The 21,751-nt window shown below is 63.6% G+C and carries 17 protein-coding genes, 1 tRNA gene and 1 pseudogene; 6 read left to right on the top strand and 13 right to left on the bottom strand.

Annotated features, from left to right (window positions below; translation table 11 throughout):
• Window positions 1-397 precede the first annotated feature (397 nt).
• Window positions 398-949, bottom strand: coding sequence for a MalT transcriptional regulator family protein (locus tag QNN99_RS12270; protein ID WP_229966744.1), 552 nt, complete (start codon window positions 947-949; stop codon window positions 398-400).
• A 254-nt stretch (window positions 950-1,203) separates the two neighbouring features.
• Window positions 1,204-1,809, bottom strand: a complete 606-nt coding sequence (locus tag QNN99_RS12265) for an ANTAR domain-containing response regulator (RefSeq protein ID WP_229966743.1) — start codon at window positions 1,807-1,809, stop codon at window positions 1,204-1,206.
• A gap of 128 nt (window positions 1,810-1,937) precedes the next feature.
• Between QNN99_RS12265 and QNN99_RS12260 the strand changes: the two genes are divergently transcribed.
• A tRNA-Leu gene (locus tag QNN99_RS12260) sits at window positions 1,938-2,019 on the top strand.
• Here QNN99_RS12260 and QNN99_RS17525 read toward each other — a convergent pair.
• The 5 genes and pseudogenes from QNN99_RS17525 to QNN99_RS12235 form a co-directional block, all read right to left on the bottom strand.
• A pseudogene (locus tag QNN99_RS17525) lies at window positions 1,971-2,889 on the bottom strand (integrase core domain-containing protein); the annotation flags it as partial. The gene QNN99_RS12260 and the pseudogene QNN99_RS17525 overlap by 49 nt on opposite strands.
• Before the next feature lie 392 nt (window positions 2,890-3,281).
• Complete coding sequence (locus QNN99_RS12250) at window positions 3,282-4,001, bottom strand: sulfite exporter TauE/SafE family protein (RefSeq protein WP_229966742.1); 720 nt, start codon at window positions 3,999-4,001, stop codon at window positions 3,282-3,284.
• Between the two features lie 637 nt (window positions 4,002-4,638).
• Complete coding sequence (locus QNN99_RS12245) at window positions 4,639-4,893, bottom strand: hypothetical protein (RefSeq protein ID WP_229966741.1); 255 nt, start codon at window positions 4,891-4,893, stop codon at window positions 4,639-4,641.
• Window positions 4,894-4,908: 15 nt separating this feature from the next.
• Window positions 4,909-7,524 (bottom strand): beta propeller repeat protein, encoded by a 2,616-nt coding sequence (locus QNN99_RS12240; RefSeq protein ID WP_229966740.1) that lies wholly within the window; start codon window positions 7,522-7,524, stop codon window positions 4,909-4,911.
• A complete protein-coding gene (locus QNN99_RS12235) occupies window positions 7,481-7,765 on the bottom strand; it encodes a hypothetical protein (protein ID WP_229966739.1) in 285 nt (94 codons plus the stop codon). The genes QNN99_RS12240 and QNN99_RS12235 overlap by 44 nt, the downstream gene beginning before the upstream one ends.
• A 345-nt stretch (window positions 7,766-8,110) precedes the next feature.
• Here QNN99_RS12235 and QNN99_RS12230 point away from each other — a divergent pair, with 345 nt between their 5' ends.
• On the top strand, window positions 8,111-8,359 hold the full coding sequence (locus QNN99_RS12230) for a hypothetical protein (RefSeq protein WP_229966738.1): 249 nt from the start codon (window positions 8,111-8,113) through the stop codon (window positions 8,357-8,359).
• A gap of 1,766 nt (window positions 8,360-10,125) precedes the next feature.
• Here QNN99_RS12230 and QNN99_RS12225 read toward each other — a convergent pair.
• The 3 genes from QNN99_RS12225 to QNN99_RS12215 form a co-directional block, all read right to left on the bottom strand.
• Entirely contained in the window at window positions 10,126-10,440 is a 315-nt protein-coding gene (locus tag QNN99_RS12225; RefSeq protein ID WP_229966737.1) for a hypothetical protein, read from the bottom strand.
• Between the two features lie 204 nt (window positions 10,441-10,644).
• A complete protein-coding gene (locus QNN99_RS12220) occupies window positions 10,645-11,907 on the bottom strand; it encodes an FG-GAP-like repeat-containing protein (protein ID WP_269439218.1) in 1,263 nt (420 codons plus the stop codon).
• Between the two features lie 601 nt (window positions 11,908-12,508).
• Window positions 12,509-13,447 carry a 5'-3' exonuclease gene (locus QNN99_RS12215; RefSeq protein ID WP_229966736.1) on the bottom strand — a complete coding sequence of 313 codons (939 nt, stop codon included), beginning with the start codon at window positions 13,445-13,447 and terminating at the stop codon, window positions 12,509-12,511.
• A gap of 221 nt (window positions 13,448-13,668) precedes the next feature.
• Here QNN99_RS12215 and QNN99_RS12210 point away from each other — a divergent pair, with 221 nt between their 5' ends.
• Together QNN99_RS12210 and QNN99_RS12205 are read left to right on the top strand one after the other, a co-directional pair.
• Window positions 13,669-14,154 (top strand): NUDIX hydrolase, encoded by a 486-nt coding sequence (locus tag QNN99_RS12210; RefSeq protein WP_229966993.1) that lies wholly within the window; start codon window positions 13,669-13,671, stop codon window positions 14,152-14,154.
• 187 nt (window positions 14,155-14,341) lie between these two features.
• Window positions 14,342-15,754, top strand: a complete 1,413-nt coding sequence (locus QNN99_RS12205; protein ID WP_229966735.1) for an ABC transporter permease — start codon at window positions 14,342-14,344, stop codon at window positions 15,752-15,754.
• Between the two features lie 66 nt (window positions 15,755-15,820).
• On the opposite strand, the gene QNN99_RS12200 is transcribed toward QNN99_RS12205, so the two are convergent.
• Together QNN99_RS12200 and QNN99_RS12195 are read right to left on the bottom strand one after the other, a co-directional pair.
• Window positions 15,821-16,408: a helix-turn-helix domain-containing protein gene (locus QNN99_RS12200; protein ID WP_229966734.1), complete on the bottom strand. Its 588-nt coding sequence runs from the start codon at window positions 16,406-16,408 to the stop codon at window positions 15,821-15,823.
• A 145-nt stretch (window positions 16,409-16,553) separates the two neighbouring features.
• On the bottom strand, window positions 16,554-17,216 hold the full coding sequence (locus tag QNN99_RS12195; RefSeq protein WP_229966733.1) for a TetR/AcrR family transcriptional regulator: 663 nt from the start codon (window positions 17,214-17,216) through the stop codon (window positions 16,554-16,556).
• A gap of 156 nt (window positions 17,217-17,372) precedes the next feature.
• Between QNN99_RS12195 and QNN99_RS12190 the strand changes: the two genes are divergently transcribed.
• Entirely contained in the window at window positions 17,373-19,574 is a 2,202-nt protein-coding gene (locus QNN99_RS12190) for an ABC transporter permease (protein ID WP_229966732.1), read from the top strand.
• A 314-nt stretch (window positions 19,575-19,888) separates the two neighbouring features.
• Here QNN99_RS12190 and QNN99_RS12185 read toward each other — a convergent pair whose 3' ends face one another.
• Window positions 19,889-20,437, bottom strand: a complete 549-nt coding sequence (locus QNN99_RS12185; protein WP_229966731.1) for a hypothetical protein — start codon at window positions 20,435-20,437, stop codon at window positions 19,889-19,891.
• Window positions 20,438-20,715: 278 nt separating this feature from the next.
• Here QNN99_RS12185 and QNN99_RS12180 point away from each other — a divergent pair, with 278 nt between their 5' ends.
• Window positions 20,716-21,666, top strand: a complete 951-nt coding sequence (locus tag QNN99_RS12180; RefSeq protein ID WP_231712861.1) for an ABC transporter substrate-binding protein — start codon at window positions 20,716-20,718, stop codon at window positions 21,664-21,666.
• Window positions 21,667-21,751: the final 85 nt, after the last annotated feature.

The raw sequence follows: 21,751 nt of genomic DNA, 5'->3' as shown, positions 1-21,751 counted from the left end.
GGATATAGCCGATTGTCACGCGCCGCCTCCGTGGGGAGGAGCCCGTTGTCGTCGTCTCACCCTCTGCTCGCCCCAAGTACAGCCAGGACAGGAGGGTGCCTTCGAGGCGAGGCGGCCGGGAAGGCGCTTTGGGGATCTCACCTCTTTTGGGTGAGGTGGACGGGTGCCGGCGAGGTTCATAGTTATGGTGTGCGTGCTCGGCCCGCCGGCGTGCATCGGAGGCCGCAGGGCTGGGAGACGGGTCTCAACACACCGGGTGAGGATGCACTCATACCCGTCCACACCTTTGAAAGCAGGGCAGCCGATATGGAATTCTGGGACGACTTTTGGGGTGTCATCGGATGGATTTTCTGGGCCACGGTCTTCTTCGCGTACCTGATGGCGCTGTTTGCCGTGATCAGTGACCTCTTCCGGGATCGAACGCTGCGGTCTCGGCCCGGGTGAACGCCAGATGAGCGGTGCGGTACTCCACGGACACCTTTTCGGAGCCGGCACCGAAGCGGGGGAGATGGTGCGCCGGATAGTTCGGCGGATGGCGTCCCGCGAGGACAATTCGCATGCCCCGTGGCCGCGATTCAATCAGCTGAGCCAGCCATTGAGCCTCCGTAGGGTCGTGCAGGTGATGGACATCGTCGAACAGCAGGTTCACCCGGCTGCCGGGCCCGTCTCGGAGGCTTTCCGGCGGGGCATTCACCGCGAGGGAACCGCGCATGAGTGCCGGCAACCGGGGCCGGCTGCTTCCTGCGGCCGGGATGCTGATCCACGCCGCGGTTTCTCCGTCCGCTCTGACCTCAGCGGCCCACTGCGCCAGGAGCGTCGTCTTGCCCGTTCCTGCTGAAGCCCAGATTTCCGTGGTGCCGAGGCCCTGAGCGATTGCCAGCCGCGGCCGGGGCTGCGCCAGATTCGTGAGGTGCGGCGCCTCAAACAGATGCGGAGAGGACACGGCCATGGTTTCTCCCGGGAGCTTCAGTCGAGGCCGGGCCCAGTACCCAGCCGTGGAAGCCCTGCAGCTCCAATAGCGTCTCACCAATATAGGGCCGGCCTTCCCCGGCCGGATAGGCTCCGCCGGGACCGGCTGCTCCGCAGGTGCCGGAGTCGACCGGGGACGGGACTTGGTGAGGGCGGCAAAAAGCCCCGCCCGACGTCGTCGGGCAGGGCCGTTGCTTGGTGCTCTTGGTGCTCCGGTGTGCGGGGCGCGGAAGCCTAGTTGACCTGGTTGATGATGGTCTCGGCGACTTCGCGCATGCTCAGCCGGCGATCCATGGAGGTCTTCTGGATCCAGCGGAAGGCCTCGGGCTCGGTCAGGCCCATCTTGGTGGTCAGCAGCGACTTGGCGCGCTCCACCAGCTTGCGGGTGGCGAACTGCTCCTTGAGGTCGCTGACCTCGTCTTCGAGGGCCTTGATTTCCTCGTGCCGGGACAAGGCGATCTCGATGGCCGGAATCAGGTCCGCGGGGGTGAACGGCTTGACCACGTAGGCCATGGCACCGGCTTCACGGGCACGCTCCACGAGTTCCTTCTGGCTGAAGGCGGTCAGCAGGACCACGGGGGCAATGCGGGCCTTGACGATCTGCTCGGCGGCCGTGATGCCGTCCATGACGGGCATCTTGACGTCCATCAGGACCAGGTCCGGCTTGAGTTCGGTGGCCAGTGCTACGGCCTTCTCGCCGTTGTCGGCTTCGCCAACGACGTCGTATCCCTCGCCGGTGAGGATTTCCACGATGTCGAGGCGGATCAGCGTCTCATCCTCGGCGACGATGACGCGCCGCGCCGGTGTGTTGGACGGTGCGGGCTCAGTTGACTCAGACACAGGTGCTCCTCAGAATGCGGTTGGACTGCCGTGTGCGAACTGACAGTTCACAGAAATAGCCTATCCGCATGTAGAGTAGATTCGCGCCCAACACGGATTGTGAACTTGTGATTCACGCCGCAGGGCTGGCCCGAATGGCGGAATTGGCAGACGCGCTGCACTCAAAATGCAGTATCGAGAGGTGTGTGGGTTCGAGTCCCACTTCGGGCACCGTTGGAATGAGTCGAGATCGTTTCCGGATGAGTCGCGACATAGGTAGCACCCCGGTCTTCGGACCGGGGTGTTTTCTTTTGCCTGGCTTGGTAGCCCCGGGGGTGGTCCAAGGTCAGTTCGCGCAGGATCTCTCCGGCGGCTGTTTCCGTGATGACGATGTCCGTTTCGTAGATGAGCATGAGGATGTTTTGCCCGGTGGCATCTAACCGGTCCACGCGTACCCGCCAATGACCTCCCTGCCTGGCTGTCAGCGGAACCGCTTTGACGGTGGCGTTGTAGGTCTGTGCGGGAGTTTGCCGGTCCAGCGCCCGGTGCGGGCGCTCATGGTTATAGATGTGGCGGAACTTCTACAGTTGGGGGGGATCCTCCAGGGTTTGTGCCCGGGGCTGTCCGCTGAGCCATTTCTTCAGGGTTTGCTGGAAGCGTTCGATTTTCCTGGGTTGCGGGTGTCCCGGTGAACCGTTTTTCTGGGTGATTTTCAGGGCGTGCAGGAGGTTCTCGAAGCTGTTGCGGCAGCCTTTGCCGCCGGCGAAGCGGGAGGTATAGACCAGGCCGTTGTCGGTCAGGGTGGAGGCCGGCAGCCCGTAGCGGTTGGCGGCTTTGAGAAAGGTCTCACTGACAGCGGCTCCGGTGACGGGCCGGTAGGCGGTGCAGGCGAGCAGATAGCGGGAGTGGTCATCGAGGAAATCCAGGATCTCGGTATCCGTGCCGTCGGCCAGCGGCCAGTGGATGAAGCCAGGTCTCCTTCGGCTGCGCGGCTTCGAAGCGGTGCAGCGAGGACTTGGAGCGTTTATTTGGTTCGGCGGTGATCAGTCCGGCGGCGGGCAGGAGTCGGCGAATGGTTGAAGTATGGGGTGGCGCTGAGCCACCCAGCGGTGAGAGCACTGAGTATGTCCTACGTATCAATTGTTTAGAGGGGCAGCAGTTGCCGTAGTCCTTGCCGTCAATCGCATCGTACGATTCCCGGCAGTCGAAATAGACATCGCTGGGGCGGATGCCAGGGGGTGCACGAAGTCTGCTTTCCCAGAAGCCCGATGAGATCCGTCGCTGACGACGCGTACGTCCCAGCGCATTCGCAGTGCAGCGAATTCCGTGGGGTCGACGATCCAGAATTTGACGTGGCCGACGATCAGGTAGACGGCCTGGTCCGATCGTTTTCGGACCACGCTGACATTCTCCCACTGCGCACCTTGACTTCCCTCGTCCCTGAAAAATGTGTGACCGTCCGTCGCACCGTGGGCCGTGACGACCGTCCGGGCCTACGGTGCAAAACCGAGCAGTCTCAGGGAGTAGCCGCCCATGACGGTCCAGAAGAGGACCGCATAACCGCGCTCTCCGACCCTTGAGTTCAGATACCGGCCGAAGAAGGTGCTGGCGATCATGACGGGGAAGAGCCCCGTCATCAACAGCAGGGACTGTGTGCTGAGCAGTCCTGCCCCGGCGTAGATGCCTGCCTTCATCGCGTCTCCGGCCAATGAAACAATCGACGCAGCACCGACCAGATGGCTTCGGTCCAAGTTAAGCAAGCGCAGGGCAACCCCTTTCAACGGTCCCGACGTTCCCGAGAACCCGGAGGTCGCGCCCGAGGCCAAGGCAAGTACGGGGGCTCCGACCTTCCGCACCGCGTTGAGTTTGAGACGCTCGGCACCCAACCCCAATACAATGCTCAAGACCACTGCGGCGCTGACCCATGTTTCGGGGGCGGCGATGAGAAGGGCAGCACCCACGGCGGAACCGATCACCACCAAGACCAAGACGATCAGAGATTTCCCCCAGGGGATGGTGCCACGGTAAGCAACAAGTTTGACCAGGTTGTTAGCCGCTAGCAGCAGGGCTGCAAGAGCCACGCCCTCCTTCGTGCCGATGGCCAGCGCAAGCATAGGCACCAGAACGAGGGAACCGCCCAATCCGGCCGAAGCGGACAGCGTGCAAGCCAGAGCAGTTCCCAACAGCGTTAGTAGAATGATCTCCGATGTCATGGCGTAGATCTCCGTGTCATTCCGACGACCCACCCCATTGGAGTAAGTCCCCTCATGGCAAGGGAGCTACTTCTTCCCATGGTCGGGTTCTTCTCCTGAAGTTCTGGCTTCCGCTCCGGGTGGCTCAGGCTCCTCGGCTGTCTCTTTTTCCGCGGTTCCGGTACCGGTTATGGTGGTCACATAATCATCGGTGCCCGGCTCCATGGGAGCGGGGCCCGCGGACATATCAACGGCGAGGTTTGGGAAGTGCCAGTCGGTGAGAACTTCGCCTTCGGCGAAGGCCGCAGATGGGGGCGCCCCGGTAAAAGATGGCGGCGCTGCATCAGGTGGCGGGGCACTCGGTGCTGGGCCGCCATCAAGCGCCCCCACAGTCTGCGCTCTGGCCAGCAGGCCGGACGACGGGGCCGGTCCCGGTTCTCCTTGTGCTCCGGCGGCCCCGCCGTTAAGCGCGTCCAGCTCAACGAAACCCCGGGCCATTGGTATCTGCGGGTCCGGAGCTGGCCAGGCCGGGACTGACCCGGCGGCCGTATCCCGGTTATCAGTCGGTTCCCGCGACGTATTCCCTGTATCCAGGCCAATGGCTGGTTTGTCGTCCCCGCTGTCAATTTGAATTACGACATACATGGGGCTGTTCTCCTTAGTTCAGGACCGCGTAGCGGGCTTCGAAGCTCACGGTCTGATTCGTGAGGTTCTTCACGGTGATCCAGTACGTGCATTGGGTGGCATTTGCCCGTTCAACAGCCACGTCCCAGTCCACCTGCGGATTTCCCCCTTGGGGCGAGGTGGGCATCAGGTACCAAATAACGTGCCAGGCCGTGGGCCAGTTGAACGTAAACCACCTGTTGGAGGCCCCAGGGCCTAGAGAACCGGTGAACTGGATGTTGGTCCACATATCTTTGTCCTTTGCTCAGTATCGGCTCAGAATGCTGTACCGGCCCTCAAAAGTGAGCGGGGCGGCGGTGAGATTGCGTACGGTGATCCAGTACGTGACGTATTCGGCAGTGGCGCGCTCCACCTGTACGGTCCAGTTGACCTGCGGTGAGCCGGGCCGGGGGGTTACCGGCATGACGGTCCAGATGATGTGCCAGGTGGCGGGCCAGTTGAAGGTGAACCAGCGGCGGGTCTCGTTGCTGGCGAGAGAGCCGGTGAACTGGGTGCCGTTGTGGGGCTGGGTCTGCCAGCCGTCCACGGGTATCTCCCAGATTCCGCGGTTCCGAGTGCCCGCACGGAGCACCCGTGCGTGCGGGTGGAATATCAGGTCGCCAATCATGGAGTTCGGCAGCGCGTTTGAAAAGTCGGCCCATGAGGCACCTGCATTGAGAGACTGGGACACGCCGACGTCCGCTGCCACCCAGATCCGGTTGGCGTCACCTGGGTCGATTTCGATGGCGTTGATCGGCAGCGGGGGAAGACCGGCGGACCGGTCGGTCCAGGTGGAGCCGCCGTCATCGGACCGGAACACGCGTCCGCCGCTTAGCGTTGTCGACGTCGCCCAGATCCTGGTCCCGCCCGGCTGGACGTGCAGATCGCTGACATTTGCATTGGCGCGGGGCGAGGCTAGTGCCGTGAGCGTGCCCCAGGACGTCCCGCTCCAATGGCTGCAGAATATGCCTCCATTGGTGGTTCCCACGTAGACATCATCAGGACCGGGAATGTACAGGGCGCTGGAACGGGCTGCCGAGGGGAACGCCAGGCGCGTCCAGGCGGTTCCGTTGTTCCGGGAGATGTACAGCGAGTCGCCTCCCATCGCTATGGTGTCTCCCGTGGTCGCGCTGGTTTCAAACGGAGGATAAAACAGGCTGCCCTCTCCAGCGGGTACTGGCGGGAAAATGTCGGTCCAGGTCCCGAAGCCGCCCCGCGTCGTGGACCGTTGGGGAGTCATGTTGTAGTAGGTGTGGAATACCGTGTTCGGATTTGTTCGGTTGACCCCGCAGTCACCGCCGTCACCGTCCGCCACGTGTTCCATAGTGGAGGGCCCAGTCCAGCGCTGAGTGCCGTTGTCCTGGGTGCCGCCGATCAGCCAGCGGGAGGATCCGTGGTCCTGACCGAGATACTCGAACTCGCTGATGACGAGACCGTTGTTGCAGTGCTGCCATGTGATGCCCCGATCAGCACTTCGAAACAGGCCACCGTCGTTGCCGATGTAGATCCTAGCGGAGGCACCCGGTTCGAATGCGATGGCATGCTGGTCAGGGTGAATAGACTGTCCGGTCGCGCCTTTATTGCTGAGGTTACGCCAAGACCAGTCTGTTCCGGCGAGGTCACCGCGGTGGACCTCAATGGCACCGCAATATATTTGGGTGTCTCGGTCTGGTGAGACAGCCAGAAACCAGTCATACCACGCCTGGTTGACCCTGACGCCGGGTGGGGTGCCGACCGCGGTCCATGTAGCGTTGGCACGTCGCCACAGGTATGCGGCAGCACCCGCGGCTCCCCACGCATAGGCGACGTTGGGATTGGACGGTGCGATTGCCACTTCGAGCCGGTCAAATGTACCGGGTGCACCCGGGAGAGCGACCGCATTCCACTCGGTACCGCCGTCTGTGGACCGATGCAGCCCGTCACGACAGGCCGCAAGTATCTCAGCCGCTGCACCCCCCGCGGGAGCCATCGACATCGACCATGTACGGACGGTGCGCCGGCGCGTCCAAGTGACGCCGCCATCTGCGGATACGTACAACCCGTGGGTCGTACCGGCCAGCAGATGGCGCCGGTCGGCACGGTCGATCACTAGGTCGTAGAACCCTTGTCCCACGAATGGCGTTGTACACAAGGGCGACCAGGTGCTGCCGCCATCGGTTGAGCGGAGTATCCCGGCCCCCAGCCACCAGTAGAAGTTGCCCTCACCCGTACCGCAGAATACTGTTCTTGAATCCGTCGGATCGAACACTACGGCCCCGACGGCGAGGGTTGCCGCGTAATCCGTACGGGGCGCCCAGCTGACACCGCGATTGAAACTCTCCCATACACCGCCCTGCGCTGCACCGACCAGAACATGAGCGGGATTGGCCGGATCAACGGCCATCGTGGACACACGCCCGGAAACATTCACCCTGTTGGAACCGTACGTCTGACCGTTCGGGATGGTCCAAGGACCCAGTGAACGCCATTGCGGCCCGACCGCAGTGGGTGGACCCATCAACTCGACCGCCTCCCCAAAGGCCTTGGCGAGGTTTTCCTGCTGGCTTCCGGCGGAGTCCCGGGACGTTCCTGCATCCCACTGCTCAGGATGCGCTACCGCCGTGTCGCCCGTGGGCGAGGACGTGAAACCTCCCAGTACCCGGCTCATTCGACTCTGCTCTTCCCCCTGCACGGCCATGGCAATGGTTTCGGCCGCCACGTCGTCAAGACCCTCGCGCTCCAAGATCTGCATGAGTCTCAGCAGCACCTTCCCTCCCGGCAGCCCGGTGTCGGCCGCATCCTGTTCCGCTCCTTCGTCATTGCCGAAATCCAGCCGCCCCTGGCCCGCGTCGTCCACTTCACCCTTCATCGGGTGCTCCTTCGTCTGATTGTTCTTCCTCATCAGGGGAAGACGCCTCTGAGGGCGGAGTTTCCGCCATTGATTCCTTGCCGGGCTCCTTTTCGGAACTCAGCTGGTCAGGCACACGGTGGGAGATCATCTCATCCAGGCGTCTCCGGGCGTGGCCGCCCTCACCGTCATCCTGCTGACTGCCGCTTTTACCGGCGTAATAGTCGCTGTCTTTCTCCGAGGCGCCGGTGCCGTTGCCGCCCTGATGCGATTCGTGTTCGTGCTTATCATTCATGGGCTCATACCGCCTTCAGGAAAACCGGTGTACCGATCGCAACGTTAGTCAGCAAGCGTTACATCTGCGTTACTGTGGCGTGCTAGGCCCACCCAGGGGGTGTGTCCGTAACTACGACTGCCCGGAACCCCGGGAAACTTCGAGGCTCACACTGGTCTGATTAGTTGTTTTCGATCACGAACGCAGAAGGGCGGAGCCCGTGCCGGAAAGGCGATAAGTCGAGACAGGCCAGCGCGTGGCCGCACTTACGGCCCTACCCAGGTTCTCCAACGCATTGAGCTTCTTCAATGCTTTACCGTGTAATGGCGCACTGCACTTTTTGGAAGCCAAGGTCAGGCTAATGTCATGACCCGCGGATACAGGTTCACACGGTTTCCATTGATCTATCATGTGCGCCGGATCTCAGGTGCTTCCCTCGAAGGGTTGACGGCGCTGCTTGGTCATGAAGACCATCCTGCAATCCGGTCTTGGCGGGTTTCAAAACCGCTTGGTGCCGAAAAGCAAGCGGCTAAATTTGATCTGCCAAACCTCGAGAGCCATGCCCTCGTGAAGGTCATGCCGCACCAGAAGAAATTGCCCAACTTCCCGGTATAAGCTTCCGAGAGTTCGAATGGCGCCGGCCACGCCAAATGGCTCCTTGTCGCTGCATGCCACTCACGCTTCGTCAAGTCCATCACGCAGTGTGGGGACGACCCTCCGACGCATTCGTCAGAACGGACAGCTTCGTCAAAACGTGATCCGGTTTTCCTCTTTCTCCGGCTAGGCGATAAACGTCGCTACGAGCACGCCCACCCGGGGATCGTCCATACTCGTTGAGCGCGTCGAGGCATCTAAAGACGACATAGTCCCGTTGACATCTTCTCCAGTGTGCGGCAACTATGCGCACGGCCTCTGCTTTCATAGCTGCCGCTGTCTCGACCAGCGCGCACACAACGCGTATGCGAAAGCCGGGCCGCATCATCCAGCGCAGGTTCCTTAGCATCGCGGGCAAAACCAGGTAGAGCGGAAACGCCAGACCTTGTCGCCGCGGTTAGTTCGGATTATCACCCCGGAGTTCCCCCGGATTGGAATCCTAGGACACTTGCCAACCGCATTCTGCCAATTCACCCGTCATTTCAGTGTTACTGGACGCACGAACGCGGATGGCAGCCCAACCACCATGCAGAAAACGCAACCCGACTCAGCGAAAAACCCGTTACCACCGGTGAACGTCGGCATGCCTCCTGAGCCGACATTTCCGTTCAGCACGCGTTCGTACTTCGCCGCCCCCTCAAAGACTCACCTTCGGTTGGCTGCACGACTCTGGGGCGGTAACGCAGTAGTAACGCCGGGGGAGGTCTACTTCAGGCTAAGAAGGCGTCGTAACACCTTCCAGAGTTCTGCACCGGACCTTCAGGAAGTGATAAATGAAAATGGAATGACCGTTGATGAGGCACTGTTTCTTTAAAGAAATGAGTACGTGCGGGCCAGCAGAGGAGGCACCGGCCCCGGAACAGTCGATCCTGGAACTGGGATGGCCCACCGAATTCGGTTCTTGATGAGAAGGGGATGACCTGTTTCCTCAGGCAGTGACGAAAAGATGATTTCTACTCGGGAGTAAAAATCTGGATGACAGCCGGCAGCGCTTTGGCATCTGCCCGTGTCCGTTGGGAGTTGTTCATGGCCGCGTCGCAGGAGCATGTTTCTGGTGCCACGCCAATGGGGGGTGGCTGGTGTGGCAAACGGCGCGACGTTCCGGGTTCGGGCCCCAGGTGCGGACCATTTGTACGTGGCATTAAACGGGGCGGACGACTACACGCCCCGGGACCAGGATCAACTGGTCAAGGACGTTGGAACCGGGCACTGGACGGGCTTCTTCCCTTCAGCTTCTGACGGCACGAAATACCGGTTCTACGTGGTGGGACAGGGCGGAAAAGGATTGAGGCGCAATCCTCGGGCGCGGGAGCTTGAGCTTTCTGCGTACCCGCCACGCTGTGACTGCATTCTCAGGCCAGTGGACAGTTACCCGTGGCGCGATCAGGAGTACCGCTCCCCGGCGTTCAGCGATCTTATCGTCTACCAGTTGCATGTAGGCCCTGCGGACGCCCGTCAATGCTCATTGACATCTTTCTTCTCTGATTGAAGGTACTTCGGGAGGTGTCGGGCACCGCTCCCCATCTCTGGATTACTCCTGCTGCGTTATTGCCGCGTTACCGTCACCGCAGCCGATTCAACTTTCCGGAACGGCACCATCTCTCCCACGGCACAACTGCCATCGACCCTCAGGGCGGATCCAGAGCGAACACGAATCAAATCACGGGGTGCAGGCGGATCCCGGAATCAACGCCACCACCAATGCCAGGCGGAAGATCCGGAGCGCGTCAGTGGCCTAGCACCAGCTTCTCCGGCGTGCAGTCCAGCACGCGGAGCAGCATAGGTTGAACGAGGCCTTCCTCCATGGTGAGGCTGACCCTGTCGGCGCCCTCAAGGACCCAGCGTCCAGGCACCTTGGTTGATCCATCGGCAGCCGCAATCCCCAAATAACTCGCCCGGCCGTCGGCTTCGAACTCATAACCTGTCCGGCCCCTAGCCGGTGGGAATGCGTAATCAGCCGGGCGATAAACCTCCATTCCATCGGAATCCTCCTCATGGGAGTGCATCCAACGGCCGAGGAGGCACGTGCGTAAATCGGTCATGGTGCGGCCCTTCTCTGATGGCGACTGTGCCGATGATACTGGCCCGCCGGTATCCGGCGTCGAGGGTGTGCCACAGCCGGCAGTGATCAAAACCAGGAGAAACAACGTAAGGAGACTTGAAGCTGAGGGAACTGATATATCGGGGTGATGGTGGAACCGCCGGTCTCGAAGTGGTGAGCTCATTCTGGTCTTCTGTCCGGGTTGTTAGCTGCCGATGGAGCCCGGGCCTGGGACGAAGCGGGGGTGTTTCTCGACCCGCCAGTCGCCGGCGGTGTAGGCGAAGTTATCCACTACCTTGGCCGGGGCCTTGAAGGTCCCGTCGCCGTTGTTCAGGGAGACCCAGACTCCGCCGTCGCCGAAACCGATAATGTCGGCCCGGCCGTCTCCGGTGAGGTCGGCCAGGAAGCGGGGGTGTTTCTCGACCCGCCAGTCACCGGCGCTGTAGGCGAAGTTATCCACTACCCTGGCCGGGGCCTTGAAGGTCCCGTCGCCGTTGTTCAGGGACGCCCAGACTCCGCCGTCGCCGAAACCGATAATGTCGCCCTTCCTGTCCCCGGTCAGGTCAGGGCCGGCACTGCTCACCCCAGGCACCACCTCAGCACCAATCGAGGCGCGCGGACCATCCAGTGTGGCCTGCGCCCGGATCACCTGCCCTGCGGTGAACATGAACATGCCGGCATCGTCGGTGTAGTCCATATAGTTCACGAACATGTCGCCGTCGGGACCGTTTGAACACGTAACGTGAGGAAAGACCGGCCGCCCAAAATTGGGCCCGGCGGCATTAGGAGTGTCATCGACCTCGTCGGAGCCGTTGCATCCGGTACCGTCATCGCCCCAAATATGAAACAGGTTCAGCCAATGACCGATCTCATGGGTCGCGGTCCGGCCGCGGTCGAAAGGTGCCTGCGCGGTGCCGGACGTTCCGAAACCTGAGTGAAGAATGACCACACCGTCAACGGCCGTCGGTGCTCCAGGGAACGTCGCGTAGCCCAACAGTCCACCCTCGAGTTGACACACCCACATGTTCAGATACCGGTCCGCAGGCCACGGATTGGCGCCACCCGTCGCTGCGGACTTAACGGGGTCTCCCACGTGACCGAACCCCTTCACCGTGGTTGGTGTTCGGGTTATCCCGCTCGTGGGGTTCCCGCCAGGATCCACTTTTGCCAATTCGAATTCAATCCGTGGGTCACCAATCCTGGATTGCCAGACAGCGGGAACGCCGCTGATGTCCGCATTGGCCGCCCGGAAGTCCCGGTTAAGCACATCAATCTGACTCTGGATTTGTTCATCGGAGATGTTCTCGTTCGGCTCATGCCACACCACGTGCACCGCGACAGGGATCCTTGTAATCCCTGGCCGCGCCGCTGTCCTTCGCTGTGCGAAACTTCGTGCTGCCGTCTCAATGCCCGCACGCGCCGAGGCGTAGGAAGAGTCTTCATTCAACAGACGACGATGCTCCTCCATGGTCGCGCAGGACCGTCGCAGGGGCTGGTCTGGGGTCATAACCTCGGTCACTTCTATCTCCTATCAAGTTCTGCCTCATGAGGGAGCGGAACGCTGTCCACTGATTAATTTGCGACTGCTGCTGTCACTTGAAGTTCCACGTACGAATGATTGATCACAGGTTGACAGAGCGACCGTTACTGACGCGTTATGGCCGCGTGGATCACGGGTACGGGTTTCGATGACCGCGAAGGCTGTGCCCGGCGCTCCGGGCGACCTTTCACCCGCCGATCTGGGGTGGAACGCTCACACCTACCATCGGGGAGCCGTTGCCAGCACAAGCCGGGCACTCCAGGGGCGCAATCCTTCTAGGTGCCTGCCGCGCCTGCAGCGGCCGATGACACCCCCGCTAAGGCGGGGTGCTTAAGAATTACGGGTAATGCCTCAGAAACACCAGCAAGCGCACGATTAACGACGCACGGACCGGTCATGCAGTTTCCGGATAGTGACCCCGGGGCAGCGCAAAGCTGGCCGACGCCGGTTCCCACCCTTTAGGGCTGCTGAGGTCAGAGGGGAAACGCGAGCCCCACGAGTGCACAAAGAGCGGGAAACCGTGCGGCGCTCACGCAAACCGGTCAAAGGCTTCAAGCAGGCGCGTCACCGAACCGCCCAGGTTCCACTCAGCGCCGAGCTTCTCCAGCTCGGCCCGCGCGTCGCCGGTGATCGGGCGCAGCTGGGCTCCGGCGTCGTCGGGCGTTGGCAGGTCCAGATCGCGGACCACCTTCACGACAGTGGGCGCGACCTCGAGGTAATCCGCTGCGGCAGCCAGCTTGGCCCGCACCGGCGACGACAGTGAACTTTCCGGGTTTCCGGCCGCAGCCAGCAGCGCATCGAGCGTGCCGTACTCGCCCAGCAGCGACGCCGCCGTCTTCTCGCCGATCCCGGACACCCCCGGCAGGCCGTCGGATGCATCGCCGCGCAGGGTGGCATAGTCCGCGTACTGGACGGGCAGCACCCGGTATTTCTCGACGATGGAGGCCTCGGTCAGGACATCGAGGTTTTTCATGCCGCGGGCGGTGTAGATGACGCGGACGGAGCGGTCGTCGTCGATCAGCTGGAACAGGTCGCGGTCACCGGTGACCACATCCACCGGCAGGTCGGCGGAACTCGCGTAGGTGCCGATCACGTCGTCGGCCTCGTGCTCGGGAGCGCCGACGACGGCGACGCCGGCCAGTTCCAGCGTCCGGCGGATCATCGGGATCTGTGCCTCCAACGGATCCGGCACCACCTCGACATCGGGTCCGGCGGCCACCACCTCGGCCACCCGGTGCGTTTTGTAGGTCGGGAGCAGGTCCACCCGCCATTGCGGCCGCCAGTCATCGTCCCAGCAGGCAATCAGGTGAGTGGCCTCGTAGTCGGTGGTGAGCCGCGCGATCATGTCCAGCAGGCCGCGGACGGCGTTGACCGGAGTTCCGTCGCTGCGGCGGATGGAATCCGGCACTCCGTAGAAGGCGCGGAAGTACAGGGACGCGGTGTCGAGCAGCATCAGGCGGGAGGGCATACGCCGATCCTTGCATGAAAAGGGGCAGGGAAGGGAGGAAGTTCCGCGGACGGTCCCGATGCTCGCAGCAGACGACGGCGCCGCCGTCGTGGGTTCCCTGGCGTCCCGGCGCATAGCGGGACGGCAAGCGTCGCTGTCATGCTGTCACCTACGATGGGACCGTCCGCGTGAGGAATTTGGCGACTAAACCCCAACACATCCAGCAGAACAGGGAGCACACCATCATGGTCACCAGCGCAGGCATCCTCCTGTACCGGCGGAGCGCTCCTTCCGGCGTTGAGGTGTGGATCGGACACATGGGCGGGCCATTCTGGGCGCGGAAGGATTCCCACGCGTGGTCCATCCCCAAGGGTGAATACCTCGACGAGGAGCCGCTGGCGGCGGCGAAGCGGGAATTCGCCGAGGAAATGGGCTCTCCGGCCCCGGAGGCTGACTACGTCCTGCTGGGCAGCTTCCGGCAGTCCTCGAAAAAGACCATCGCGGTCTTCATCGCCGAGGCCGACTTCTCGCCGGAGCGGATAACGAGCAATACGTTTGCGCTGGAATGGCCGCCGGGCTCGGGCACGGTGCGGGAGTATCCCGAGATGAATGACGCCGGCTGGTATGCCGAGCCCGAGGCCCGCAGCAAACTGGTCAAGGGACAGGCTCAGGTCCTGGACGCGCTGCTCCGCCGCCTGGCCGGGACCGCTCCGGCACCCGGGACGTAGCCTTCCCGCACTGGTTCCCATCGTAGGAGCACTCGCGGGGCCGGCGGGACCACGGCAGTGCACTTCTTTCACAAAGGGTGGGACCCAGTGCGCGGTTTTCCAGCCCAAGCGTTCCCGCGGCACCCCTCCGCGGATACGCTCACAGGACAGGACTGTGCGAAAACTCCGGCTTCTGGAGGTACGCCCCATGCCCGCAAGTACCGTCGACACCGGGTCCGGGAATCGAAGGACCCAGCACGCCACGGAATCTCCCCGCTACTGGTCTCCCCGGCTGTGGCTGCTGCCGCTGCTGGTGCTTCTGCTCCTGGGCGGAACCGGCGCCGCGCTGTACATCGGCGGTCTCGGCAGCCCGGGCGCAAACCTGAACCACTTTCCGATCGCCGTGGTGAACGAAGACGCCGGTGCCGAAGCGCCCGACGGCGGCGGCAGGGAAGACCTCGGCGCCACCATAACGGAGCAGATGCAGCAGGGCTTCGCGGCGAACGACGAGATCGACCTGCGGACGCTGTCCTGGGACGAGGCCCAGGACCAGATGCGCACCGGCCGCATCCATGCCGCCGTCGTTATTCCCCCATCCTTCTCGGCGGACGCACTCGCCCTGGTCAGCGGAGCCCTCACCGATACGGAGGTGTCCCGGCCAGCCGTGAGCGTCTACACCAATCCGCTCGCCGGACCGCTGGCCAGCAGCCTGGCGACCGCCGCCGTCGACCCCGCCCTGGAACAGGCCAACGAAAACCTGGGCGAACAGCTCACCCGCTCGGCGCAAGGCGCCCGGGCCGAGGCGCAGGAAGAACTGGACCGGCAGCTCAGCAGCCTCGACCTTCCGGCCCAAGTGGAGCAGGAGGTATCGCCGGACGTCTCCGGCACCGCGGCGGACCTGCTGGCCAGCCCGATCCAGGTCACCACCACTGCCTATCAGACGCCGCAGGAGGGGACCGCGCTGGGCATGGGAGCGTTCTTCTACTCGGTGCTGCTCATGATCGTCGGAATTGCCGGTTCGGTGTCGATCCACTTCCTCGTGGACTCCCGGCTGGGCGTGCTTCCGGTCGAACTGGGCCCGCGCTTTAGCCTGGGACCGCCGGCGCGGCCGGCCCGCTGGGCCACCTTCTTCACCAAGTGGGGGATCGTGGTCCTTGCCGCCCTCCCCACGGCCGGACTGATGATGTGGGTGGCAGCGGCCGTCGGCATGCCGCTGCCGCACGGCGGCTGGTACTTCCTTACCACCTGGCTGTCCATCATCACCGTGTCCGCGGTGGCCTTCGCGCTGATCACCGCGCTGGGCAGCGCGGGCATGATCCTGTCAATGATCTACGTGGTGTTCATGGGGCTGCCCTCGGCCAGCGGCGTGGTGCCGCTGCAGGCGCTGCCGGCCTTCTTCCGGTTTATTGCCCCCGGTGAACCGCTGTATCAAATGACCATGGCCAACCGCGCGGTCCTGTATTTCGACGCCGATGCCGACGCCGGACTGCAGAGTGGCATTATCGGCATGCTGATCCTCATCGGAATCGCCGTGGCGGTCGCCATGGTCTTCGCAGTGCTCTATGACCGGATGCTGGGCCGGCGGGGAGCGCAGCTGGCTCCCTCGGCGCCGGGCCGGTGACCTCACAGCCCGGCGCCGCGCAGGCAGCTCGGCGCGGCGCAGTTGACGAGCAGTTGACGCACAGAATCAGTGACCCTTCGCCGGGCGGGCCCGCAGGTGCGCACGCTCACCCTGCGGGCCGAAGAGGGCGATGAACTCGACGGCGCCGAGGTCGGCACTGCTCATCCAGTGGGGAAGGCGGGTGTCGAACTCAGCGGCCTCGCCCGGCTGCAGCACCAGCTCGGTGCCGCCGAGGATGAGCCGCAGCTTCCCGCTGAGGACGTAGAGCCATTCATAGCCTTCATGGGTGCGGGGTTCCGGCACCGCGGGCCTGCTGCGGGCCGGAAGGATGTACTTGTAGGCGCCGATTCCGCTGGCCTTTTCGGTCAGCGGAATGATCGTGGCACCGTGGCGCCTGATGGGCTGCATATGCACCCGGGGATCTCCGGTTGACGGCCCGCCCACCAGCTCATCAATGGTGACGCCGTAGATTTTGGCCAGGGGCAGCAGCAGCTCGAGCGTTGGGCGCCGCTGCCCCGACTCCAGCCGGGAAAGAGTGCTCACCGAAATGCCGGTGGCGGCCGACAACGACGCCAACGTGATGTTGCGGTCGGACCGCAGCGACCGCAGCCGGGCGCCGACGCCGTGCAGGGCGTCCTTCTGTTCATCCGTCATGGGTCGAGTTTGCCATAGCGGCAAAAATCGTTGCTGCTGCACCGGCACGGTTCCACACTGGAGGAACCGGCCCGGTGCCGCCACGGCTGGCCTCGGCGCGGCGGCGGCTATCAACGCGGATCTGATGGCCGAGGACACCCGGCGGTCAGGGCAGGTAGAGCGGCGACTGTTGGGTCAAAAAATCGCCGGGATGCGTCACCGGAGCCGAGAGCATCCCGGCACAGGAATCGATCAGGAAGTACCCGACGCCGGTCCAGTTGGCCGGCTCGGTGCCGTCCTGGATCCTTGCCTCATACTCGGAGCACACCCCGAGCACCATATTGCCGAGGATCCAGGACCGGCCATGGAGCACGGTCCGGGGCGTCGTGCCGAGCAGGGCCTCGATGCGTTTGACGAGGGCATCGGTGGCGGGACTGGCCACGGCGGACCGGGAGAGCACCTCGTGCATGGAGGGGACAGTCCGCATCTGGTGAATGAACCGCGCCCGCCAGCTCGGCACCGGCAGCGCGGCCAGATGTTCGGTCCAGGGCAGGACCAGGCACGCCAGCAGGTCCGACAGCCCGGCGTCGTCCGCCAAGGTGGAGACCAGCGCCGTCCTGCGGCGGTCCGTGTCAACGGTATGCCGGGTGATCAGGGCATGCAGCAGTTCGTCGCGGCCGCCGAAGTGATAGGCGACGGCTGAGTGGTTGGCGGTGCCGGCATGCTCGGCGATGCGTCGGTTGGAGACCGCATCGATGCCGAAACGGGCGAAGAGTTCCTCGGCTGCGTCCAGTAAAACCTCGCGTGCGTGCTCGCCGTGCTGACCCATGAACCGTGCCCCTCGTCCCGCGGCGTATGCGCCTCGATTAACCAAATTACGCCACATGGCGTAATTTTGACGAGTCGGCCCCACTGGCCGCGCATTTGGCCCAGCGGTCAGTGCGTTCCTCGCACCACCATCGAACCACAGCACAGGAGCACGACCTTGAGCCAGACTTCCCCCACGTCCACCGACTATCCACCGGGCGAGGATCCAGCGGCGCAGAGCGAGGCCCCGGCAACTGCTGACGCGGACCTCGAAGCTGCTGCCCTGAAGCGGGCCAAGGCAGAGAAGATCGGGCGCTACGTTGCCATGTTCCTCATGCCCCTTCTGATGGTGTCGATGCTGGTCGGCGGCTATCTGGCAGCCATGCACGCGCCGACCCCGCATGACATGCCGATTGCCGTCGCCGGCTCCGCGCAGCAGGCGGAGCAGTTCACCGATGCCCTGGAGTCCAGCGACCCGGATGCCGTCGAGGTGCGGATGGTCGACTCCGAGCAGGAAGCCCGCCAGCTCATCCTGGACCGTGAAGCATCCGGCGCCGTCTCGCTCTCGGAGGGCAAAGCCACCGTTTACACCGCCGGTGCCGCCGGCGCCTCCCAGTCCAGCAGTGTCACCGCACTGCTGGCGCCGCAGGTCCTCGCGCAGGGCCTGGCCCTGACGACCGAAGACCTCGCACCGCTGCCGAGCAGCGACATGGCAGGCCTGGGCGCAATGTTCATGACCACCGCGCTGATGCTTGCCGGCTACATGCCGCTGAGCCTGATCCTCTCCAACTCGCCGGAACTGCTGAAGTTCCGCCGCTTCGTTCCCCTGCTGGCCGGATGGTCGGCACTGATTGCCGCCCTGGTTTGGACCGTCGTCGGCCCCATCATGGGCATAGTTGAGGGGCACACCGCCGCCGTCCTGGGCATCTGCGCACTGGCCGTGTTTGCGGTCGGCAGCGTCCAGCTGTTCCTCACCCGCATCCTCGGCCCGATGGCCGTGCTTGTGGGCATGCTGTTCCTGATGGTCCTGGGCGTTCCCGCGTCCAACATGAGCATGTCGGTGCACACCATGCCGTGGATCTACCCTTACCTGCACGGCTTCCTGCCCGCGGCAGCAACCGGCGAATCACTCCGCGCAGTGCTCTACTTTGACGGAAACGGCGCCGGCGGCCACCTGTTGGTGCTGGCGATCGGCACCGTGGCCGCCCTGCTCCTCACGCTGGGGATCGACGCCCTCAAACGCCGCCGCAAGCCCAACGCGGCCCCGCCGGCGATCAACGTGGCGTCCCTGCACGGCGGACCCCGGCCGAAGAGCCGGACCTGGCGTTACATCGCCCTGGCCGGTTTCCCGCTGGCCATGGTCACCATGATGCTGTCCCTGATGCTCGGTGCCATGTACCAGCCGGAACCGCGGAACATGCCCGTCGCCGTCGTCGGCTCCACCGCCGAGCAGGCGGAACAGGCGGCCGCCGGACTGGACGAGAATATGTCCGGGCTCTTTGACCTGCAGCCGACCGACTCCGCCGATGAGGCCCGCGAGCAGGTGCAGGACCGCACGGTCGTGGCTGCGTTTGTGCTGCCGTCGGCGGAGAACCCCGCCGCAACCCTCATCACCAACGAGGCTGCCGGCATGAGCGCGCAGCAGGTTGTCCAGTCTGTCTTCGGCCAGATCGCCGCCGGACAGCAGGCGGAACTGACCACCGAGAACGTGGCTCCGCTGAAGGACTCCGACTCCATGGGCATGGCCACCATGTACCTGGCCATGGGCTGGATCATGGCGGGCTTCATGATCATTGTGGTGGGCTCGACGGCGGCTCCGGCCAGCCGTCCGCTGCGCCGGCTGATCCCCATCGTTGCGGCGTGGGCCGTCGGAATGTCCGCCTTCCTCTGGGTCATCGCCGAGGTCTTCGTGGGCGCCATCGACGGCCATTTCCTGCCGCTCTGGGGTGCCGGCGCCGTCGCGATCTTCTGCGTGGCCCTGTTCACCGCAGTCTTCGACCGGCTCATCGGCATGCTGGCGATCCTGCCGGTCATCGGCATCCTGATGTTCCTGGGCGTTCCGGCTTCCGGCGCGGCCATGTCCATCTACATGGAGCCGGAGATCTTCCGCTTCCTGCACGAATTCCTGCCGATGCCCGCCGCCGTCGAGTCGATCCGCTCGATCCTGTACTTCGGCGGGGACACTGTCGGCACGCATCTGCTGACGCTTGGAATCTGGGGAGCGGTTTCCCTGGTGCTGCTGGTCATCATTGACCGGTTCAAGCCGGTTCGAACGGAACCGTACCCCGTTGACGTGCCGGAGAGTGCAGCTGTCGGTGCGCCGGATGCTTCGGCCGGTGCCGCGAAACGGAAGCGCGGAAAGCACGTCGCTTCCGTATAGCCGGCTCCGCCGGAACCGGGCATGATCAAAACGAAGGGCCGCTGCAATCGCAGCGGCCCTTCGTTTTGGGGATTTCGCAGTACGCCCCCGATGGTCTCAAATCGAAGGTTTCCTGCGGGGCTGCACATCCAGGGTGTCCCAGGGGAAGTGCCACCGTTTTTTGCGGGTGTCTCTAGTTCCCGCAGGAATACACTCTGCCTTGCTTCTCTGCTGTTTTTCCTCAACTTTGGCTCAAGATTGCCGCAGGTGGATCTGGAAGGCAGTCTGCTGAGGTCCCAGCAGTGCCCGCGCTGCGAAGGCATTGGGTTTCGGCGCTACCTGTGCTGCAGCCAGGCCAGGCCGGCGTGCAGCGTATGCACGGCGGTGAAGACCGCCCCGGCAGCCAAATACATCCACGGCCGGTACCCGGGGACAAACCGCAGGCTCGAACCCCAGCCGATTCCCGCAAGCCAGAGCAACGAGGTCCACGCCGGCGCCGTGAAACCTATCAGGCCGGTGCTCCACGGGCTCTCCGGAGCCGCCATAACCGCCAGCCAGGCGCCGGCGTAGGCGGCCAGGCCTGTGCCGTAGAGCCAGAGGCCTCCCCGCCGAGGAGTCAGCGGCATGAAGGCCGGGGCTGCGCAGAGCAGGGCCCGCAGAACGTTTTCAGCGATGATCAGCGCCGCCGGAATGCCGGCCGAAAAGGCCTGCGGGCCGTAGGGCGGCGGCAGGTATGGGGCTACGGCGGCGTTCAGGGCAAGGACCGGCAGCACCAGCCAGAAGCGGTTCCAGAGCCAGGCAGATCCAGGGATCCGGTTCCTTCCAGCTCCATCACCTCTTCGGCGCTGGGAAGGGCCTGCAGCGGAATCGTCGGGTCCAGACATGGCGTCTCCTCGGACGGGGTACGTGCACAAAGTACCATTAGCGCCCGCTCCTGCCCGCCGGCCCCGCCCAATCGCCGCCAACGCCGCCAGCACCCCGAAACGGGCAGTTCTGCAGCGAAAACGGACACTTGCAAAATTGCATCAAAACACTCTTGACCGGCAAATTGTTAGCGTTCACAATTGCGCTCAGGGCGTTCAAGCCCCCGCAGCGATGATGGTGCAGTTGCTTGTGGCTGCGGTCCGAATTTCAGGAGGCAGCAGTGTTCAAGAAGACTCTTATGACAGCCCTGGCCGTCTCGGCCCTGGCTCTCTCTGCATGCGGTAGCTCGGACGCCGAAACCGGCTCGGACGAGGGCATCACCATGGGCTTCGCGCAGGTGGGGGCCGAGAGCGGCTGGCGAACTGCCAACACCAAATCCGTCCAGGACGCCGCCGAGGCCGCCGGCGTCGACCTCAAGTTCTCGGATGCCCAGCAAAAGCAGGAAAACCAGATCAAGGCGATACGTTCCTACATTCAGCAACAGGTGGATGTCATCGCCTTCTCACCGGTCGTCGAATCCGGATGGGACACCGTCTTGAAGGAAGCAAAGGACGCGAATATCCCGGTGATCCTGACCGACAGGGCAATCGATTCCGCCGACACGTCGCTGTACAAGACGTTCCTCGGATCTGATTTTGTCGAGGAGGGCAAGAAGGCCGGCGACTGGCTCGTCCAGGATTCAGCTGCAACGGACGGTCCGATAAACATTGTGGAACTGCAGGGGACCACCGGGGCGGCACCCGCTATTGACCGAAAGGAAGGTTTCGAAGCAGCCATCGCGGCCGATCCCGACCTCAAGATCGTGCAATCCCAGACCGGTGACTTCACCCGCAGCGGCGGAAAGCAGGTCATGGAGGCGTTCCTCAAGAACACTCCCGACATTGACGTTGTCTATGCCCACAACGACGATATGGGGCTGGGAGCGATCGAGGCCATCGAAGCTGCCGGAAAGGTGCCCGGCAAGGACGTCAAGATCATCACTGTCGATGCGGTCAAGGACGGGATGACCGCCCTCTCCGAGGGCAGGATCAATTACATCGTGGAATGCAACCCGCTCCTGGGAGTGCAGCTCATGGAGCTCGCGGAAAAAGTGGTTGCCGGCGAAGAAGTGCCAGCCCGCGTGGTGACGGAAGAGACTGCGTTTACCCCCGAACAGGCAAAGGAAGTCTTGGCAACCCGCGAGTACTAGTTCAGGACACACCGCACGCGATAAGAGTCCGGACCGATCAGTGACTGGAATGCGGTGAGTGTGCGCTCACCGCATTCCAGTTACA

This window comes from Arthrobacter sp. zg.Y820, from assembly GCF_030125555.1.
In the GTDB taxonomy this organism is placed as follows: Bacteria; Actinomycetota; Actinomycetes; order Actinomycetales; family Micrococcaceae; genus Arthrobacter_B.
This window is presented reverse-complemented; position numbering and strand designations above follow the sequence as displayed.

What these genes read in the sequence shown, in the direction of transcription:
- QNN99_RS12270 (WP_229966744.1), bottom strand. Translation starts at nt 949, where the DNA reads ATGGCCGTGTCCTCTCCGCATCTGTTTGAGGCGCCGCACCTCACGAAT.
- QNN99_RS12250 (WP_229966742.1), bottom strand. Translation starts at nt 4,001, where the DNA reads ATGACATCGGAGATCATTCTACTAACGCTGTTGGGAACTGCTCTGGCT.
- QNN99_RS12245 (WP_229966741.1), bottom strand. Translation starts at nt 4,893, where the DNA reads ATGTGGACCAACATCCAGTTCACCGGTTCTCTAGGCCCTGGGGCCTCC.
- QNN99_RS12240 (WP_229966740.1), bottom strand. Translation starts at nt 7,524, where the DNA reads ATGAGGAAGAACAATCAGACGAAGGAGCACCCGATGAAGGGTGAAGTG.
- QNN99_RS12235 (WP_229966739.1), bottom strand. Translation starts at nt 7,765, where the DNA reads ATGAATGATAAGCACGAACACGAATCGCATCAGGGCGGCAACGGCACC.
- QNN99_RS12230 (WP_229966738.1), top strand. Translation starts at nt 8,111, where the DNA reads ATGACCCGCGGATACAGGTTCACACGGTTTCCATTGATCTATCATGTG.
- QNN99_RS12225 (WP_229966737.1), bottom strand. Translation starts at nt 10,440, where the DNA reads ATGACCGATTTACGCACGTGCCTCCTCGGCCGTTGGATGCACTCCCAT.
- QNN99_RS12220 (WP_269439218.1), bottom strand. Translation starts at nt 11,907, where the DNA reads ATGGAGGAGCATCGTCGTCTGTTGAATGAAGACTCTTCCTACGCCTCG.
- QNN99_RS12215 (WP_229966736.1), bottom strand. Translation starts at nt 13,447, where the DNA reads ATGCCCTCCCGCCTGATGCTGCTCGACACCGCGTCCCTGTACTTCCGC.
- QNN99_RS12205 (WP_229966735.1), top strand. Translation starts at nt 14,342, where the DNA reads ATGCCCGCAAGTACCGTCGACACCGGGTCCGGGAATCGAAGGACCCAG.
- QNN99_RS12200 (WP_229966734.1), bottom strand. Translation starts at nt 16,408, where the DNA reads ATGACGGATGAACAGAAGGACGCCCTGCACGGCGTCGGCGCCCGGCTG.
- QNN99_RS12195 (WP_229966733.1), bottom strand. Translation starts at nt 17,216, where the DNA reads ATGGGTCAGCACGGCGAGCACGCACGCGAGGTTTTACTGGACGCAGCC.
- QNN99_RS12185 (WP_229966731.1), bottom strand. Translation starts at nt 20,437, where the DNA reads ATGTCTGGACCCGACGATTCCGCTGCAGGCCCTTCCCAGCGCCGAAGA.
- QNN99_RS12180 (WP_231712861.1), top strand. Translation starts at nt 20,716, where the DNA reads ATGACAGCCCTGGCCGTCTCGGCCCTGGCTCTCTCTGCATGCGGTAGC.